This is a genomic window from Paenisporosarcina sp. TG-14, assembly GCF_000297555.1.
Taxonomy (GTDB): domain Bacteria; phylum Bacillota; class Bacilli; order Bacillales_A; family Planococcaceae; genus Paenisporosarcina; species Paenisporosarcina antarctica.
The window spans coordinates 1-18211 of record NZ_AMGD01000050.1; the positions used below are offsets into that span (position 1 = coordinate 1).

At 36.6% G+C, this 18211-nt stretch carries 18 protein-coding genes and 1 riboswitch; of the genes, 11 read left to right on the top strand and 7 right to left on the bottom strand.

All coding sequences use genetic code 11. The annotated features are described in order from the left end of the window. Positions 1 to 981 precede the first annotated feature (981 nt). Genes C406_RS0113865 through C406_RS0113875 form a run of 3 tightly spaced genes read left to right on the top strand, consistent with a single transcriptional unit; the run spans position 982 to position 4271 of the window. On the top strand, positions 982 to 2133 hold the full coding sequence (locus tag C406_RS0113865) for a DEAD/DEAH box helicase (RefSeq protein WP_017381247.1): 1152 nt from the start codon (positions 982 to 984) through the stop codon (positions 2131 to 2133). After that, the gene (locus tag C406_RS0113870) at positions 2130 to 3359 is read left to right on the top strand and encodes an aminopeptidase (protein ID WP_017381248.1); all 1230 of its coding nucleotides are present in this window, start codon (positions 2130 to 2132) and stop codon (positions 3357 to 3359) included. The genes C406_RS0113865 and C406_RS0113870 overlap by 4 nt, the downstream gene beginning before the upstream one ends. A gap of 12 nt (positions 3360 to 3371) precedes the next feature. Continuing rightward, positions 3372 to 4271: an SGNH/GDSL hydrolase family protein gene (locus C406_RS0113875; RefSeq protein WP_017381249.1), complete on the top strand. Its 900-nt coding sequence runs from the start codon at positions 3372 to 3374 to the stop codon at positions 4269 to 4271. A 204-nt stretch (positions 4272 to 4475) separates the two neighbouring features. Here C406_RS0113875 and C406_RS0113885 read toward each other — a convergent pair whose 3' ends face one another. After that, on the bottom strand, positions 4476 to 4826 hold the full coding sequence (locus C406_RS0113885; protein ID WP_017381251.1) for a DUF4870 domain-containing protein: 351 nt from the start codon (positions 4824 to 4826) through the stop codon (positions 4476 to 4478). A 56-nt stretch (positions 4827 to 4882) separates the two neighbouring features. Then, the gene (locus C406_RS0113890) at positions 4883 to 5941 is read right to left on the bottom strand and encodes a M20 family metallopeptidase (protein ID WP_337471616.1); all 1059 of its coding nucleotides are present in this window, start codon (positions 5939 to 5941) and stop codon (positions 4883 to 4885) included. A 147-nt stretch (positions 5942 to 6088) separates the two neighbouring features. Further along, positions 6089 to 6193: riboswitch (TPP riboswitch) on the top strand. Positions 6194 to 6290: 97 nt separating this feature from the next. Here C406_RS0113890 and thiT point away from each other — a divergent pair. Both thiT and map read left to right on the top strand, forming a co-directional pair. Continuing rightward, positions 6291 to 6875 (top strand): energy-coupled thiamine transporter ThiT, encoded by a 585-nt coding sequence (gene thiT / locus C406_RS0113895; RefSeq protein WP_017381253.1) that lies wholly within the window; start codon positions 6291 to 6293, stop codon positions 6873 to 6875. Positions 6876 to 7078: 203 nt separating this feature from the next. Beyond that, positions 7079 to 7828: a type I methionyl aminopeptidase gene (map, locus tag C406_RS0113900; protein ID WP_017381254.1), complete on the top strand. Its 750-nt coding sequence runs from the start codon at positions 7079 to 7081 to the stop codon at positions 7826 to 7828. A 17-nt stretch (positions 7829 to 7845) separates the two neighbouring features. On the opposite strand, the gene C406_RS0113905 is transcribed toward map, so the two are convergent. After that, positions 7846 to 8577, bottom strand: coding sequence for a tryptophan-rich sensory protein (locus tag C406_RS0113905; RefSeq protein WP_017381255.1), 732 nt, complete (start codon positions 8575 to 8577; stop codon positions 7846 to 7848). Between the two features lie 106 nt (positions 8578 to 8683). Here C406_RS0113905 and C406_RS0113910 point away from each other — a divergent pair, with 106 nt between their 5' ends. From C406_RS0113910 to C406_RS0113925, 4 genes are all read left to right on the top strand, one after another. Further along, on the top strand, positions 8684 to 9457 hold the full coding sequence (locus C406_RS0113910; protein WP_017381256.1) for a polyphosphate kinase 2 family protein: 774 nt from the start codon (positions 8684 to 8686) through the stop codon (positions 9455 to 9457). A gap of 52 nt (positions 9458 to 9509) precedes the next feature. Next, entirely contained in the window at positions 9510 to 11312 is a 1803-nt protein-coding gene (locus tag C406_RS0113915; RefSeq protein WP_017381257.1) for a M3 family oligoendopeptidase, read from the top strand. Positions 11313 to 11318: 6 nt separating this feature from the next. Beyond that, positions 11319 to 11864, top strand: a complete 546-nt coding sequence (locus tag C406_RS0113920; RefSeq protein ID WP_017381258.1) for a GNAT family N-acetyltransferase — start codon at positions 11319 to 11321, stop codon at positions 11862 to 11864. Between the two features lie 180 nt (positions 11865 to 12044). Further along, complete coding sequence (locus C406_RS0113925; RefSeq protein WP_017381259.1) at positions 12045 to 12467, top strand: DUF4395 domain-containing protein; 423 nt, start codon at positions 12045 to 12047, stop codon at positions 12465 to 12467. A 43-nt stretch (positions 12468 to 12510) separates the two neighbouring features. Here C406_RS0113925 and C406_RS0113930 read toward each other — a convergent pair whose 3' ends face one another. Continuing rightward, positions 12511 to 13059 carry a beta-class carbonic anhydrase gene (locus tag C406_RS0113930; RefSeq protein WP_017381260.1) on the bottom strand — a complete coding sequence of 183 codons (549 nt, stop codon included), beginning with the start codon at positions 13057 to 13059 and terminating at the stop codon, positions 12511 to 12513. Between the two features lie 168 nt (positions 13060 to 13227). On the opposite strand from C406_RS0113930, the gene C406_RS0113935 reads away from it, so the two are divergent. Next, positions 13228 to 14376: a nitric oxide synthase oxygenase gene (locus C406_RS0113935; RefSeq protein ID WP_017381261.1), complete on the top strand. Its 1149-nt coding sequence runs from the start codon at positions 13228 to 13230 to the stop codon at positions 14374 to 14376. Here the strand turns inward: C406_RS0113935 and mreBH are convergent, their stop codons facing one another. The 3 genes from mreBH to C406_RS0113950 all read right to left on the bottom strand — a co-directional run bounded on the left by mreBH (position 14377) and on the right by C406_RS0113950 (position 17110). Next, a complete protein-coding gene (gene mreBH, locus C406_RS0113940; protein ID WP_017381262.1) occupies positions 14377 to 15384 on the bottom strand; it encodes a rod-share determining protein MreBH in 1008 nt (335 codons plus the stop codon). 251 nt (positions 15385 to 15635) lie between these two features. Further along, on the bottom strand, positions 15636 to 15776 hold the full coding sequence (locus C406_RS20830) for a hypothetical protein (protein ID WP_017381263.1): 141 nt from the start codon (positions 15774 to 15776) through the stop codon (positions 15636 to 15638). Positions 15777 to 15877: 101 nt separating this feature from the next. Further along, the gene (locus tag C406_RS0113950) at positions 15878 to 17110 is read right to left on the bottom strand and encodes an aminopeptidase (protein WP_017381264.1); all 1233 of its coding nucleotides are present in this window, start codon (positions 17108 to 17110) and stop codon (positions 15878 to 15880) included. A gap of 531 nt (positions 17111 to 17641) precedes the next feature. Here C406_RS0113950 and C406_RS0113955 point away from each other — a divergent pair. Then, on the top strand, positions 17642 to 18157 hold the full coding sequence (locus C406_RS0113955) for an acetylglutamate kinase (RefSeq protein WP_192812619.1): 516 nt from the start codon (positions 17642 to 17644) through the stop codon (positions 18155 to 18157). Positions 18158 to 18211 lie beyond the last annotated feature (54 nt).

Consider the following 18211-nt stretch of genomic DNA (forward strand, 5'->3'; position numbering starts at 1 on the left):
TTTTTGTTCGCTTTGTTTATCAGCTGGTTTTAATTTAAAGGGTAAAATAATACGGTTTAAATTGTTTTGCAGCTTGGTTATTCAAGCGTTAAAACAGTTGTAGGTGAGATGGAACAATCTCTTGCCATAGACGTTAAGGATTGTGCTTCAGCAGACTTTAGTATGACTTGTGCCATTACATTTTGTGAAACCTATTCTTTTGAACGATAGGTGTTTTGGAGTGAAACTATAATTACACGCTTTACATATGAAACGTTACTTTTTCAAAAGTAAATAAGTTGGTTTTACACCCGTAATCGGTAAGGTAATTCGAGATGATTGAGTCCCATTTTTATAAACTGTATAGTCGGTTTCTGACACCGCACCCTTCGCAATGTGTAGGGTTGTCTGTCAATTTTCCAAGGACATATGTACATACTTTCCCTTTAAAAGTCCCTTCTTTTATGAAGTTTTCTTCAAAAGTAATGTTAGGGATCTATTTGAACTTATGTTTCCTATATTCTCTTAGCTGATTGGAGTGCAGAGCGGCGACTCCGGTGGGATTAGCGTGACAGGTGAGACCCCACAGGAAACGAATTGTGCACAATTCGTTTGCGACGAGTAACCGCAGGAGCATTGATTTTTTTCGCGACGAGGAGGCTCACCGCACGCCCCACGGAACGCGTCCGCTCGGAACGGAAATCAGCGTGTATCAGGCTTTTTTTAGTTTCATAGATATTTATTAAAAAATGACATTAGTGAAATTCCATCCCTTTCTCCTGTTTTATCGAGAAGGGGATTTTATTTCACCAACGTCATATATTGTACAACCACTAAACTTTGTCCATTTTACTGATGTCCTCGGGTTATTTAGGGAATTAGTTGAGGTTGCAACATGGTGTTCAACATCAGTTGTGAAAACCTTACAGTCCCAATTGAAAAAGGCTTAAAATAGCGTTTTATGGTACACTAAAAACATGTAAATATAAAGGTGGAATAACCATGTCATTTATCGAAAACCTAAAACCCGAACTTCAAAATAAATGGAAATTTGAATATGAAATGCCTGTACAGACTCAATTAATCCCAAGTATGCTTGAAGGGAAAGATGTTGTGGCAGAATCGCCAACTGGTTCAGGTAAAACATTAGCGTACGTCTTGCCACTATTAAATCAAGTAGATGGTTCCTTACACAAAACGCAAGCGCTCATTGTTACACCTTCACAAGAACTGTCGATGCAAATTGTTGAAGTGTTGCGTGAGTGGACAGCTGATACCGATATTACAGTTGCTCAATTAATTGGAGGAGCTAATATGGCTCGACAATTAGAGAAACTAAAGAAAAAACCAACAATTGTCGTTGGAACACCGGGCCGTTTAAATGAATTTATCAAAAATAAAAAACTTAAACTGCATGACATCATGCATATTGTTTTAGATGAGGGCGATCAGTTGTTAGCTAGAGAACATCGCGGTATTATCAAAGCGCTTATTGATGGCTCTAATCACGACCGTCAAATAGTAGTTCTTTCAGCAACGATTACCGAAGAAATTGAGTTAGCAGCAAATCGAATGATGAAAGATCCATTGCGCATTCATGTGACACATGAAGAATTACCGGCACAAGGTAAAGTAGTACATTCATTTGTCAAAGTAGAAGAACGTGACAAAACAGATCTACTGCGACGTTTAGCTTATGTGGAGGGATTACGCGGTTTAGCTTTTGTTAACAATTTAGATCAATTGTTAATGAAAGAATCGAAGCTAAAATTCCGTGAAGCAAAAATCGTAACTTTACACTCAGATATGAAAAAAGAAGAACGTAAGCAAGCATTGGCTTCTTTCCGCAAGGGAGAAGTAAGTATATTAATTGCTACTGACATTGCCGCTCGTGGTTTAGACATAGAAGGTTTGACTCATGTTATTCATGTTGATGTACCGCACTTGATCGAACCATATTTGCATCGTTCAGGCCGAACAGGTCGTGCTGGTGCTGATGGTGAAGTATTATCATTATTAACATATACAGATGAAAAGAATTATAAAAAATGGACAAAAGAGTTGCCATCTAAACCGGTACAAAAAGTATGGGATCAAGGTAAATTAATTGAAGGGTCATCTAAAACCCTGCTACAAAGGGGGAAAAAGAAATGACTTTTGATGAAAAATTAGCAGAATATGCTAATTTGGCTGTGCGTGTAGGAATTAACGTCCAACCTGGTCAATATGTGTTAATAAACACGACGACGGAAACACTTGATTTTACGCGTCTAGTTGTTAAAAAAGCTTACGATGCAGGAGCGAAACGCGTCCATGTAAACTTCTCAGATGGACCAACCAATCGTGCTTTTTATGAGTTTGCTGCTGAATCTGAAATGCATGAGTTTCCAGCATGGATGGTAGCACAGCGAGATGAATTGATTGATCAAAAAGGAGCATTATTATGGATTGATGCGGAAGATCCTGATTTATTAGCAGGAGTTCCTGTTAAACGTATTTCTGATCAACATAAAGTAGCAGGTCGTGCGTTAGAAAAATACCGTTCTGCTGTTATGTCAGATAAAATCGCTTGGTCAATTGTTGCGATACCTTCTCAAAAGTGGGCAGCAAAAGTATTTCCGGAGTTGCCAAAAGAAGAACAATTAAACACGTTATGGGAAGTTATTTTTAAAACAGTCCGAATTGGTGATGGAACTGCTGTTGAACAGTGGAAGACTCATATTAGTGAATTAGAAAAGCGTGCAACTGCATTAAACGACAAACGCTATAAAAAAATCATGTATAAAGCACCTGGTACAGAGTTAACAATTGAATTACCAGCGAAACACCTATGGATGACTGGTGCAAGTAAAACGCCTAACAAGACTGCATTTATTGCGAATATGCCTACTGAAGAAGTCTATACAGCTCCTTTAAAATTAGGTGTTAACGGATATGTTCGCAATACAAAACCACTTGTTTACCAAGGTAATATCATTGATGGTTTCACGTTTACGTTTGAAAATGGCAAAATTGTAAAGGCACAAGCGGAGGTAGGAAATGACTTACTTCAAGGATTAATTCAAAATGACAGTGGGTCAGCTTATCTTGGAGAATTGGCTTTGGTTCCGCATAAATCACCCATTTCGTCTTCTGGTATTTTATTTTACAACACATTGTTTGATGAAAATGCATCCAACCATTTAGCGATTGGAGAAGCCTATCCAACGTGTGTTGAAGGTGCTAGTGATTTAGAAGAAGGACAATTTCAGGCTTTAGGATTAAATACATCGATCACTCATGAAGATTTCATGATTGGTAGTGAGGAAATGGATATTGATGGTGAACGTGAAGATGGTAAAATAGAACCTATTTTCCGTCAAGGGAACTGGGCATTTTAAGAAGGTGACTTTATGATAAAAAGACGATTAACTGCCATATTGGTAATCTGTAGTGTATTTCTAGTACCGTTTCAAACAAGTGCTCAAGTATTTGGTCCTGTTTCCTATGTGGCACTGGGCGACTCTATTGCTGCTGGTCAAACACCCATGAGTGGAATTGATACAGGTTATAGTGATTTAATTGCCCAAGAAATTGCGAGGAATCAACCACTTGTTTTTTATTCGAAAGATTTATCATTTCCGGGATTTACGACTGCCGATGTGCTTGAACGTGTGCAATCTAAAGAGGCGAAACAACTGATTAAAAATGCAAATGTCATTACAATTTCAGCCGGAGCCAACGATCTTTTGAGGCTTATTCAAGCGAATGATAAGTCTGGATCATTATCCTTTCAACAGATTCCCGTGGATTTTTCATTAAATACCGTCCGGAAAAACATGTTAACGATGTTAACCGACTTGAAAAAAATAGCACCGAAAGCAGAAATTTATGTAATGGGTTATTATTTTGCGTATCCACATGCACGTGAATCGCAAAAGTTCGGTACGGCTAAACAATTAGATCGTCTTAATGATATTTTAGCAAAAGTGTCTAAAAAAGCAGGTGTGAATTTTGTGTCAGTTGATGCTGCTTTCGGTAATAATGCAATAGATAAAGTACCAAATGCAGCAGATGTGCACCCAAATGCAGAGGGATACCGAGCAATGGCGAACAGTTTTTTCAATGTCTATTCAAAAGGCTCAATGCAGGTAATGAAAAATGAGGTGCCTCCTGCAAATCCTCGTAGCTTTGAACAGATTATGCAAGAACAACAGGATGCTAATGAAGTGGGTGACGAATCTGCAGTATTGCCATCTTCGTTTTTAGAAGAAGAATATTTAGCACTATCTGAAATGAAACCTTTCATTTAAAAAAGTTGGAACTCGAGTTAACGAGTTCCAACTTTTTATTTGCGTGTATATGTGATTTTAGTACCTTTTCTAGAATCAATAACTTTTTTAACGATTGGAATAATGATAGGTGCAAACTTTATAGTTGTTTTAATTAATTTACCAATTTTCATGTATATCACTCCTGTCACTATTGTTATTTCCCACAAGAAGTAAAAAGTAAACCTACTGAAGCACTTTAATTCCTTGAATAATGTTCCAAATCAATACAGCAATCGAAAGAACACCATAAACTATCAAAAACAATAATGGTATGCTAGCGGCAAAGAAATCAACTGATGTACCTGGTTGAATTGAAAAGTCGGAAGTACTATACATCGTAAGAGACAAAACCATTAATATAATAAAACCGACAATTCCAAGTGCAACTGGGATTGCATGTGAAAGTAGTGAGCGTTTTGCATGACGCTTAACTTCTGGATCAGGTGTAATAAAGTAAATGATAATTGGTAATAAAAATGGGGTAAATAGAATACTGAAGTAACACAAAGCGGATAAAACACGTCGATTATCCAATTTTATTCCTCCTTAAAACTCTATTAGCTATTTATACGAAACATATGCAAATGGTTTCAAGTCAACGCATGTTTCGTTAAAATATCTGCATATTGTTCTACTGATGAAATCAATACGTATTCATTCGGACCATGCCAATCATCACCACTTGGACCAAATTCAATAGCTATAGCTCCTGTGTTAACATAAAAACGTGTATCTGCAGCTCCATGCTGACCAAATAGAACAGCTTCTTTTTGTGTGACTTTAGCTGTTAATTCAGATAGTGACTTAATGTAATTATTATCTTCTGAGGTGATAATAGCAGACATTTTATCATAAACTTTGACAATGTTTTTTGAATTAATTGAATGTGCTAAATCGGTAATTTGTTGTAAAATTTCTTCCCATTTTTGGCCAGGAATAAAGCGAATATCATATCCAACTTCACAATGGTCAGGTACAACATTATAGCGATCACCTGCTTGAATTTTAGCCAAGTTAATGGAAGGATATTCAAAATAACAATTACTTGCTTTTGTAAAAGGTAAGTTCATAAGCTTTTCATGAAATATGTATGATGCTTCAATTGCATTTGTTCCTTCCCAAGGACGTGAACCATGTGCAGCTTTTCCTAGAAATGTGATATGTATTTGCAAAACACCTTTTGATTGAACACTTAATTTTAATTGGGTTGGCTCACCACAAATGACAAAGTCGCCAGAATGACCAGTCTCAACAAGATGACCAGATGTTTTGTGACCACCCGTTTCTTCATCGGTTACTATATGCAAAACAACGAGTTGTTGCAATTGCTTTGGAATAGAAGAAATATGTCGGAAAGCTTCCATCATTGCAGCAACTCCAGCCTTCATATCTGCAGAACCACGGCCATATAGTCTGTCACCCTCAATAATTGGATTAAACTGTTCAATTTTCGCAGGGACTACGTCTACATGTCCGTTCCATACGATGGTCGTAGGACCTTGACCTACCTCTGCGTGAATCATTAAGCGTCCTTCATTTTCGAGGACTTGATGTGGGATCGCATGACTTGTAAGCCACGACGAACAATACCGTAGTGCGTCATTTGCACCAATCTCTGTATCACTTTTGATTGCTACTAAATTTTTCAATAAATTGATCATGTACCATTCACAGCCTTTTGAATTTTATATACCTAGTATAGCGATAAATAGTTGAAAGTCACAGGACTGCCATTAGCCTCTTGTTTCTCTTTCTAACTTTCTGTACAATAAACTCGTATTATTAAAATTTAATGTATGTACCACAAGGGGAGCCTGTAATGGCTGAGAGTGAACGAGAAAAGTTCTAACCCTTAGAACCTGTAAGTTAATGCTTGCGCAGGGATGTGGATAGAAACCGACTCCAATGACGTCAGGCTCTGTCCCTGAGGTCGTTTTTTTTATGGTTTTTTTCACCCTGACTCGCGATTTGCAGCACATCGCAAAAGGAGGAAGAAAGATGAGAAATCAAAAAGTATTATTATTAGTAGAGATTGCAATATTTGCTGCGTTAGGGTTTGTATTGGACTTTGTGGCATTTAAAATGCCACAAGGAGGATCAGTTAGTTTAGTGATGATTCCCATTGTCTTAATGGCATTTCGCAGAGGCACATTAGCTGGTGTAATTACTGGTTTGTTAGTAGGATTGTTGCAAATTGTTTCAGGATTAATTTCTGTAGCACCACTATCGTTTAGTTTTGTAGTTATGCAAGTAATTTTGGATTATTTAATTGCATATGGTGTTGTTGGATTTGCTGGAATACTTCGTAATCAATATTTTAAATATGCCCAACAAAATAATCGAGGGAAAATAATTTCTATAATTGTAGGTGCTGTATTGATTGGTTCATTATTACGTTATGTCACTCACGTAATTACCGGCATTTTATTCTTTGGTATGTATGTTGAAGAAGGTGCCAATTTATTCATCTATTCTAGTATCTATAATGCGACGTACATGATTCCTGTGTTTTTATTAACGGCAGTTACATGCTCATTACTATTCTTAGCTGCCTCACGTTTACTTAGACCACAAAAAGCATAATTCTGTGTGAAATGTGAAAGAGTAGTACACGAAGAATCAATGGACAATGAAGCCCTTGACTTCACATCAAAATTATATAAATTGTTATTATGCAAAACATCTTTATTTTATCTGAATGTTCATAATTATTCTAGCTGATGGGAAAGCGCCTTTTGTTGTGGTATAGTATGGCTAGATATTTTAGAAAGAAGGATTTATCGATTATGATTGCAAAAACAACTGAAGACTTTGAGTCGTTAAAAGCCATAGGCCGAATTGTTGCAGATATTCGCGACTCGATGCGCGCAATAACAAAACCGGGTGTCACAACGAAAGAAATTGATGATCTTGGTGGACGTATGTTTAAAGAAAAAGGGGCGATTTCAGGTCCTAAAGGGGAATATGATTTCCCAGGTTTCACATGTATTAGTGTTAACGAAGAAGTCGCACATGGTATTCCAGGTTCACGTGTTATAAAAGATGGTGACCTTGTAAATATTGATGTCTCTGGATCGTTAAATGGTTATTTTGCAGATACAGGCATTTCATTTGTTATTGGGAAAGGTTACGACAATAAAGAAAAATTATGCGAAGTGGCTGAAAGTGCATTTGACCGTGCAATGTTAAAAGTGAAAGCTGGCGCTCGTTTAAATCAAATAGGTAAAGCTGTTGAACGCGAAGCAAAACAGAATGGTTTTACTGTCATTATGAATTTAACTGGTCATGGTATTGGGAAATCTCTTCATGAAGCCCCACAACATATTTTAAACTACTTTGACGCATGGGAACCAACCATATTGAAAGAAGGAATGGTTTTAGCGGTTGAGCCGTTTATTTCAGAAAAAGCGGAACATATTGTGGAGTCTGGTGATGGCTGGACATTTCTTACTCCAGACAAATCACTTGTAGCTCAAATCGAGCATACCGTGATTGTCACGAAAGATAAACCTATTCTAATAACGAAAATAAATTAAAAGCGAAAGACCAACTGCTACGAACGCGCAGTTGGTCTTTTTTTAATAAATAGGATGCCAGAAAGCATGACTGCACTTAAGAAGAAGGCGGCTGTTGAGACTAGTAATTCTTCTAAACCATTTCGAACGGCTATCCCAATAAAAGCCCAAATAAAGACCAGGACGTATGCAATATCAAAATGATGGTAACGAATGTGTAATGCAAGTGCTGTAGCGATAGTCATCATAATTACAGCCCATAATGGGTTACTTAAACCCCAGCCACTCCATTCATAAAAGGTTAAAACATAACTAATATTGGCAATTGTGGCGACACTGATCCACCCTAAATAAATAGAAATAGGTAGTCGACTCGCGACCAGATTATCTGTAACCTTATAAGTGCCGTATAAAATAATAAGAGTGACAAGTAATGCAATCATTACTACAACTGTTAATAAAAAAGATTCATAGTGCCACAAGTAAATCCATGCCATATTCAAAATAGAACTAATGATAAACAGAGTTGAGCGTTTTGCATAGGCAGCGTCATTTTGTGTACGCTTTTTCCACATGCCTACTACCCAAAAGATTAACAATAGATAAATGACAGACCAAATCGAAAATACGTATCCTGCTGGAGTAAATAAAACCGGAAGACGATTGGATATCTCACCTGTAGTTTGATTATTTAAAGGCAAGATATTAGCTAAAGCATTAACAGTAATTACACCGATTAGTGAGATTACCATAAGTGCGAAACGAACCATAGCATTCACCTCCTATACTGTAGTATAACGCCTTGTAACGATAACATCAATTTCCAATTTACCGAAAATTTCTGTAAAATAAGAGACAGAAGAATGGGGGATTTGGATGAACATTCGATTAAATGAATTACTTATGGACCAACGATATGAAAATAAGAAAAAATACAACAAAGAATTAAAACAGCTCCAATACGACATGTTAAACGTTCAACAACATTTATTCAACGAAAAAGTGGGTCTTGTGCTCGTTTTTGAAGGGATGGATGCAGCTGGAAAAGGGGGGGCGATTAAAAGATTATCGGAAAGGTTGGATCCCCGAGGACTTAGAGTTCACCCGATAGCCGCTCCTCAACCACATGAATTAAGATACCATTACCTTCAACGTTTTTGGAGGAAGCTTCCGCAACACGGACAAATTAGTATCTTTGATCGTTCTTGGTATGGACGAGTCTTAGTAGAACGTATCGAAGGATTTGCAACAAAGCCGCAATGGAAAAGAGCTTATAAAGAAATAAATGATTTTGAAAAAATGCTGACGGATGAATCATACATCGTTGTGAAATGCTGGTTGCATATAACACAAGAGGAACAGTTAAAACGTTTTGAAGAACGACGTATTGATCCAAATAAACAGTGGAAACTAACGGATGAAGATTGGCGTAATCGTGAAAAATGGACAAGTTATATAGAATCAGCTGAGGAAATGTTTGAAAAAACAAACATTAATTATGCACCGTGGATTGTTGTGGAAGCAAATGATAAAAAATATGCACGAATAGTTGTTTTAAAAAGAATTCTAGAACATATTATGCAAGTATGTGTGGAAAAAGGCATACCTGTTAACTCACATGATGATGTTTCGCAAGGCGAAGATGCATGATATAATTACGGAGTATTTTCAGAAAAATTAGAAATAACTGGAGGGTAACATATTGACTACCAAAACGTACTCTGAAGTTTGGAATTTAGACGTATTTTTTAAAGGGGGAAGTTCATCACCTGAACTTCGAGAGCACTTAAATACTTTATCCGTAAAATTAGATACATTTCAACAAAGGTTATCAACATTTGAAGTACCACAAGGTGAAACAGACTCTAATAAAATTTTCTCTATTATTGAGGAAACGAAAGAGATAGCTGAAAATTTATCGCAAGCTGGAGCAGTAATTGGTTGCTATTTAGCACAAGATACGTTGGATAAACAAGCCAATTTATTACAAGGGGAAATGGGCTCTTTAGGTGCTCGTTTTTCTTCATCTATGTTAGTAGTTCAGCAACAATTATCAAAAACAGAAGATAGTGTTTGGGCCTCCTTAATGGAAGATAATCAATTAATAAAATTTGCTTTTGTTTTAAATGAATGGAGAGATGAAGCAAAAGAATTGCTGACAGAGAAAGAAGAAGACATGATCACCGCTCTTAGTGTAGATGGTTATCACGGCTGGAGCCAATTATATGATGTATTAGTGGGTGACGTGAGAGTTCGTGTCACGGTTGATGGCGAAGAAAAAGAGTTTTCAGTTGGTCAAGCAAGTAATTTAAGTTCACATTCTGATGCTACAGTCAGAAAAGAGTCATTTGATGCACTTGAACATGCCTGGACAGAAAAAGAAGAGTTCTTTGCAAAAACATTAAATCATATGGCAGGGTTCCGATTAGCTGTCTACAAAAAACGTGGGTGGGATTCGGTTTTAAGAGAACCATTACATATGAATAGAATGAAGCAGGAAACTTTAGACGCAATGTGGGGAGCAATTAGTGCGCACAAAACACCTTTTGTAAATTATTTGAAACGCAAATCAGAGTTAGTTGGAGCAGATGCTATGAATTGGTGGGATTTAGACGCACCAGTTACGAAATCAACTAAAAAAGTATCGTATCAAGAAGGTGCAGAATTTATTTTAAAACAGTTTGGTAAGTTTGGACCAGAGCTTGAGAAATTCTCCCGTAAAGCATTTGAAGATGAGTGGATTGAAGCTGAAGACCGTCCGAATAAACGTCCTGGCGGGTTTTGTACAGGTATGCCGTTGTCACAGCAATCCCGTATTTTCATGACATATAGTGGAACGATGTCTAATGTCGCAACGTTAGCACATGAACTGGGTCATGCCTTCCATTCACATGCACTCCGTCCGGTACACTGGATGAATCGTCAATATGCAATGGGTGTAGCTGAAACTGCTTCTACATTTGCTGAAATGATTGTAGCGGATGCTGCAGTTAAAGAAGCGAAAACAGATGAAGAAAAATTAGCACTGTTGGAAGATAAAATTCAACGCAGTGTAGCGTTCTTTATGAACATTCATGCTCGATTTTTGTTTGAAACCCGTTTTTATGAGGAACGTAAAAAAGGAATTGTCTCTGCAACTCGATTAAATAAATTAATGGAAGAAGCACAACGTGAAGCGTATGGAGATGGACTTGGTGAGGTTCACCCTCATTTCTGGGCTTCTAAACTGCATTTCTATATCTCTCGTGTGCCATTTTATAATTTCCCATACACATTCGGTTACTTATTCAGTTTGAGCATTTATGCAAAAGCAATTGAAGAAGGTAGTAACTTTGAAGAAAAGTATATCTCTTTACTTCAAGACACGGCGATTATGTCAGTAGAAGATTTAGCGATGAAACATTTAGGCGAAGACATCACTCAACATGCTTTCTGGGAAAAAGGTATTGCACTATGTACTAAAGATGTGGAAGAGTTTTTGGCATTAACTTCATCTAAAGGGTGACTTTAAATGATACTATTACAAGGGAAAAAATATTTTTTACAAACATTACGTGAAGAAGATGCTGCTATTTTAGCAAATCTTGTTATAAAAAACCGATTTTACTGGTCGATTTTTGAACCAAGACATCAAGATGCATATTTTACAGCAGCTGTTCAACGAGAAAAGATTTTAGAATCACTACATCATATGAAAAGTAAACGGGAGTTTAATTTTGGTATATATGATTACAAAACACGAGAACTGATTGGTCATATCTCCATGTACAACATAAAACGACTTCCTTTTTCAAGTGCCTTTATCGGGTATTCTATTGATGAAATGAATGTTGGTAAAGGGATTGCAACTGAAGCGGTTCAGTTGCTTGTGAATTATGGGATGGAAGTTATAGGCTTACATCGAATTGAAGCATATGTATCTCCACGTAATGGTGGGTCAATTCGTGTGTTGGAAAAAGTGAAATTTCAAAGAGAAGGATTACTTCGACAGCTATTATTTATTAATGGTAAGTGGGAAGATCATTTTATCTATGCGGTACTAGAAGATGATTATTGAAAAGGTAAGGCCGCTTGGCGGAGATGGCGTAAATTGATGAATGGCTGGTTTCTCATTTGAGAATCCAGCTTTTTTGTCGATTTCCCGGGAAATATTGTTATATATAGGCGGATATATTTACAATCTGTAGAAACAAACATATAATATACTTTAAAACCAATAAGAATAGTGGGTATTATAATGAAAACAATTCCGAAGCCTCTTGTATTAGCGAATCAGTGGACCATTGTATTGTCAGTAATCATTGCATTAATCACTCAAACAGCATGGATACTGCTTATTCCGCTTGTCTCATGTATTTTAAGTTTATTTACTGGGTTCCATCCCATTTTAGCAATTGTTAAACGTTTTTTATCTAAACCAGCAAATCTATATGTCCAAGAAGACTATATTCAGCTTAAATTTAATCAATGGTTGGCTGTAGGATTTCTATTAATTGCATGCATAGGTTTTTTAATGAACTGGACCCTATTGTTTAATGTGTCCACAATAATGGTTGGTATAGCTGCTCTCTTAGCTATATTAGGGTTTTGCATTGGTTGTGTCATGCGTTTTCAGTATCAACAATGGATTTATCGAAGAAAAAAACCATCAGCCTTATAAAAAATGAAAAGAGCCCAATTACTCGGCTCTTTTCGTTTGTTTATTATTCTACAACTTCTAATCTACCTGTTGCGGGATCAATAACTAACCCGTGAACAGCAACTTCTTTCACCAATAATGGGTGATTTCGTACCATATCAACACTATGACGTACACTTTCATGCACATCTTCAAATCCACGTAACCAATCGGTTAACTTAACTCCTGAATAGTTCAACATATTAATGGTATCGTGTGTAATGCCTCGATTAATCATTTTTTGCATCATTTCTTGAGGTTGGATAGCACCCATCCCACAATCATAATGACCGATTATGTATATTTCTTCAGCATTCAATTCGTACACAGCTACAAGCAAACTCCGCATAATTCCACCAAAAGGATGGTTGATAACTGCACCAGCACTTTTTACAATTTTTACATCCCCATTTTTAAAATTCATAGCCTTTGGTAAAAGTTCAAATAGACGTGCATCCATGCACGTTAATATAACTATTTTTTTGTCAGGAAACTTCGTGGTAATAAATTGTTCATATTGTTTTTCAGAAACAAATTTTTGATTAAATGATAGAATCTCGTTTAATAAAGACATGTCGTTTCCCCCTAGTATCTCTTTTTCTTATTGTAGATGATTTTCATGGAGATTATCCACTTTTACGTCACACACATTAAAAATAACTAAATATGAGCCACTTTAACATTGAGAGTAAAGAAAATATTGCTTAAACTAAATGTATGAAGAAAAAAAGGATGAACATATATGAACAAATTATTAGTTAATCAAGCGTTTGAGTTTCTTTCGCAATATGGAAATGAAAATGGACATTCTGAAGATACGATAATGAATCGCCAACTTATTGTTAAAGAAGAAATAGAGTCGACCGGAACTTACATACACACGTTCGATGAAATAACATATGGAGCTAAACTCGCATGGCGCAACAGTGCTAAGTGTATTGGTCGATTGTTTTGGGAAACGCTTGATGTTTTTGATGCGAGAGATGTTGAGTCACAAGAAGAAGTAGCACAGCATATCCATCATCATATTCAACATGCAACAAATGAAGGGAAAATTAGATCTACCATTACAATTTTCCCACCCCTGAAATTTAATGAGCAACAAAAAGTACAAATATGGAGCCATCAATTAATTCGATATGCAGGTTATTTGGAAGAATCAGGTGAAATTCTTGGAGATCCCGCTTCCTTAGAATTAACAAAAGTAGCACAAAAATTAGGTTGGCAAGGAGATAGAACACCATACGATTTTTTGCCTGTTATTTTCCAATGGAATGAAGGACCACCTAGTATTATTCCTATTTTAAAAGAAGAGGTTCTTGAAATTAAGATCGATCATCCGATTAATAAAAATTGGGGTCCGCTTAATTTAAAATGGTATGCAGTACCAATTATTGCAGATCGCTTTCTTGAAATTGGAGGATTACGTTATCCTGCTCCTTTTAATGGTTGGTATATGGAAACTGAAATTGCAGCGCGAAATTTTGTGGATTCATATCGCTACAATCGATTGAGAGACGTTGCTAAGCAATTGGAACTTGATACGTCAAGTACTACAACATTTTGGAGAGACAGAGCCCTTGTTGAATTACAGCATGCTGTGTATGCATCATTTAAACAAGCAGGTGTACAAATAGTTGATCATTATACCGCCGCACAACAATTTCAAACATTTCGTGAAAAGGAAGATAAATTACAAAGAGAAGTAAAAGGCGATTGGACCTGGCTTGTCCCACCAATATCTCCATCGTTGACACCTATTTTCCATCAAGGCATTGTAAATGAAGAGTTGTCGCCCAATTTCATTAAACAAAAACGCCCAATTTTACTCAAAAATATGAGCGAGATGACAGAATCATCTCGCTCGTCGGGTTGTCCGTTTCATGTGTGATTAGCGGGCAATTTTTTGTAATTTATCTATCATTACTAGTGAGCGACCTGTACCAATTGCTACAGACTCAAGAGGTTGAGGAGCTATGTGAACAGGGACAGATATCTCATTAGATAACCATTCTTGCATGCCTTTTAATAAAGCACCGCCACCAGTTAACACAACACCCTGGTCAACAATGTCTCCTGATAGTTCTGGAGGACAGCTTTCAAGCGTTGCGCGGATCGCTTCTAAAATCGATAACAACGATTCTTTTAATGTTTCTTGCACTTCAACAGAATTAATCGTTATTGTTTTTGGAAGACCTGTTAATACGTCACGACCTCTAACTTCCATTGTTTCCACTGTATGTGGAATTAAAGCGTAGCCCACCTCAATTTTGATTCTTTCAGCGGTACGTTCACCGATTAATACATTAAAGTTTTTGCGAACAAAATGAATAATGTCTTCATCCATACGATCCCCAGCAACTTTTACGGTGTTTGAAGAGACAACGCCACCAAATGAAATGATTCCCACTTCAGTTGTTCCACCACCAATATCTACGATTACACTAGCAATTGGCTCACTGACAGGCAGGTCTGCACCAATTGCAGCGGCTACTGTTTCTTCTATCAAATGAACTTCTTTAGCCCCACTATTTTTTACAGCATCATGAATGGCACGACGTTCTACTGATGTAGCGCCTGAAGGTGTACATACCATAACGTTCGGTTTACGAACAGAACTTCCTAATTTTTTGCCTATTTTCTTCATTACCATGCGCAACATATCAGTTGTCACATCAAAATCAGCAATCACCCCATCTTTTAAAGGACGAATGACGGTAATAGAACCTGGTGTTTTACCTATCATGCTTTTAGCTTCATCACCAAATGCAATAATTTGTCTTGTTTTTGTATCCACCGCTACGACCGATGGTTCATTTAAAATTATGCCTTTATTTTTTGTATATACAAGGATGTTAGCGGTTCCTAAATCAATCCCTAAATCAATACTTGAAAACATACAGATTCCTCCTCTAAGCAGTTTGCTATATAAGTATAGAGGAGTTTAGTGCTTATGCCATGTGGTACTTAATGGGAGATATCAATTATTGCAGTGTTTTATGTGATATAAGATAGAGAAGGGGGGTGGAAAATAAGTAACTTGTAGGATTTTGTAGTCGTTCTGTTATATGTCTGTGGTTAAAATGTAAAAAAAATGTTTTATGATAACAAAAAAAAGCAATCGTTCAAAGACGACTGCTTTACTAAATATTAGAATGTATTTTCAGGTTTTGGATCGATTACTTGTGAATCACGAGAAATTAAAGCTTTTTGCAAAAAATACATAATGAAATAAGTAACTACTCCTAGAATAGCCATAAAGCCAATTACAGTTACTACACCTAAAGCCATTGTAATTCCCCTCTCTATTAATCATTTGTTTAATAATTAGTATTATACATGATTTTAGAGAATTCTAGTAGTGGTTAATTAAAACTGGTGAAAATTGCCGTTTAAAAAGCCCAGTTACCGCCACGGAATACTGCTTCTTTAGAACCATCTTCTAAAATGCCATCGATGTCCATTTGGTCTGAACCAATCATAAAGTCAACATGTGTAATACTTTGGTTTAAGCCATGTTCTTGTAGTTCTTCTGAGGACATTTTTTTGCCGCCTTCTAAACAGAATGCATAGGCACTACCAATTGCTAAATGGTTTGATGCGTTCTCATCAAATAGAGTGTTATAGAAAAGTAATCCAGATTCAGAAATAGGGGAGTGATGAGGAACTAAAGCAACCTCTCCTAAATATTTTGCCCCTTCATCAGTATCAACTAATCGTTGTAATACTTCTTGTCCTTCAGCCGCTTCAACTTTAACAATGCGACCTTTTTCAAATGTAATCTTGAAGTCGTCTATGATGTTTCCGCCATAGCTCAATGGTTTTGAACTTGAGACAACACCATTAACACCCGTTTTCAATGGAACCGTAAATACTTCTTCAGTAGGCATATTCGCCATGAACGAAGCGCCTTTTTCATTTACACTGCCAGCCCCACACCATAAATGTCCTTTTGGAAGTTCAATAGTAAGATCAGTCCCTGGAGCAGTGTAGTGCAATTTATTGTAGTTTTTGTCGTTTAAGTAATCAACTTTCTCATGAAGTGTGTCATCGTGTTTCGCCCAAGCTTCAATTGGAGAATCTACATCCGCTCGAACTGCTTTAAAGATAGCATCCCATAAAGCACTGACTTGTTCATCTTCCGCTACATCTGGAAATGCTTTAGCTGCCCAAGATTTAGACGGAGCCGCAATGACCGTCCAACTAATTTTGTCTGATTGAATATATTGACGATATTTTGTTAATGCTGTTCCAGCTGCTTTTTGGAATGCTGAAATACGAGACGAGTCAATTCCTTTTAATAAATCAGGACTTGAAGATACTACACTCATAAATGCAGCACCTTGATCAGCTAATTGTTCACGTTCTTGTACTTTCCATGCCGGATACTCCTCGAAAGATTCACTTGGAGCCAATTCGAAACGTGTACGTGTAATCACGTCATCTGTCCAGTCTACATATACTTGTTTTGCTCCAACTTCATACGCCATTTTTGTTAATAAACGAACGAATTCAGGGTTATCAATCGATGCTGTGATATATAAACTTTGACCTTTTTGAATGTTTACGCCTACTTTAACTGCTAACTCAGCATACTTCGATAATTTTTCATTAAAAGTTGTCATTAGGTGATCTCCTTTTTTTATAAGCTACTCCTATAGTAGCAATATTCGAAGGAGTAAATCAATTGAAAAGTTCGTGTGACGAAATAACCTTTGAAATGATTTAATATTTAGAGTTGAAAATCAATTAAACAGAAGTCTATCAATCAATTCGTCAAGATGATGCATATGGAGTAAGAGTTTAGTTTATTACAGTAATCATTGAAAAAGAATTAGCTGAAGCATAGGATAACGGTAGGTAAAATTAACAAATGGTAAAAGTTTGGAAAATATATTTGAATAAGAATAATGCAATAGTTGGAATGGATATTGCTGTAGCTTATCAAAGCCTTTTGAATAGCGAACTTGTAAAACAATCTTAATAATAAAGGTTTATTTGGTTTTGTGTTCAAAAAAATTGGTACCTCAATTGCGTATATAGAATAGTATATATGGATACGAATTGGAGGGTATTTAATGTGTATTTACGTGTATCCCACAGGGGTTTATTATACTCCCTGTGTTAGTCGAGCTGAGCATGAATTACGAAATACGATGCGTTTACTATGGGAGCAGCATGTCTACTGGACAAAATCTGCTATTATGAGTTTAATTAATAGTTCACCAGATTTAGATGCAGTTTTAGCACGATTATTACGAAATGCTCCTGAAATGGGGAACGCACTTAAACCTTACTACGGTGAGCAATTAGGAGACCAATACGGTGCTTTAATCAAAGATCATTTAGTCATTGCTGCTGATCTTGTGAAAGCGGCTAAAGATGGAGATACGGAAAGCTTTGAGTCTGTTGATAAAAAATGGTATGCCAATGCCAATGCCGATGACATTGCTATATTTCTAAGCTCAATTAACCCTTATATTTCACAGGAAGATATGAGAGAAATGATGTATAAACACTTGGATTTATTTAAATCAGAAACAGTTTTCTTACTTCAACAAGACTATCAAGCAGCCATTAATACGTTTGATGAAATTGAAATGCAGGCTCTCCACATGGCAGATTATATTTCAGCAGCCATTATCAAGCAGTTTCCTCAAATTCAGATGTAAGGAATGAACACCGTTGAGAATTCTCAACGGTGTTTTTTAGTGTGCCCAGCATGG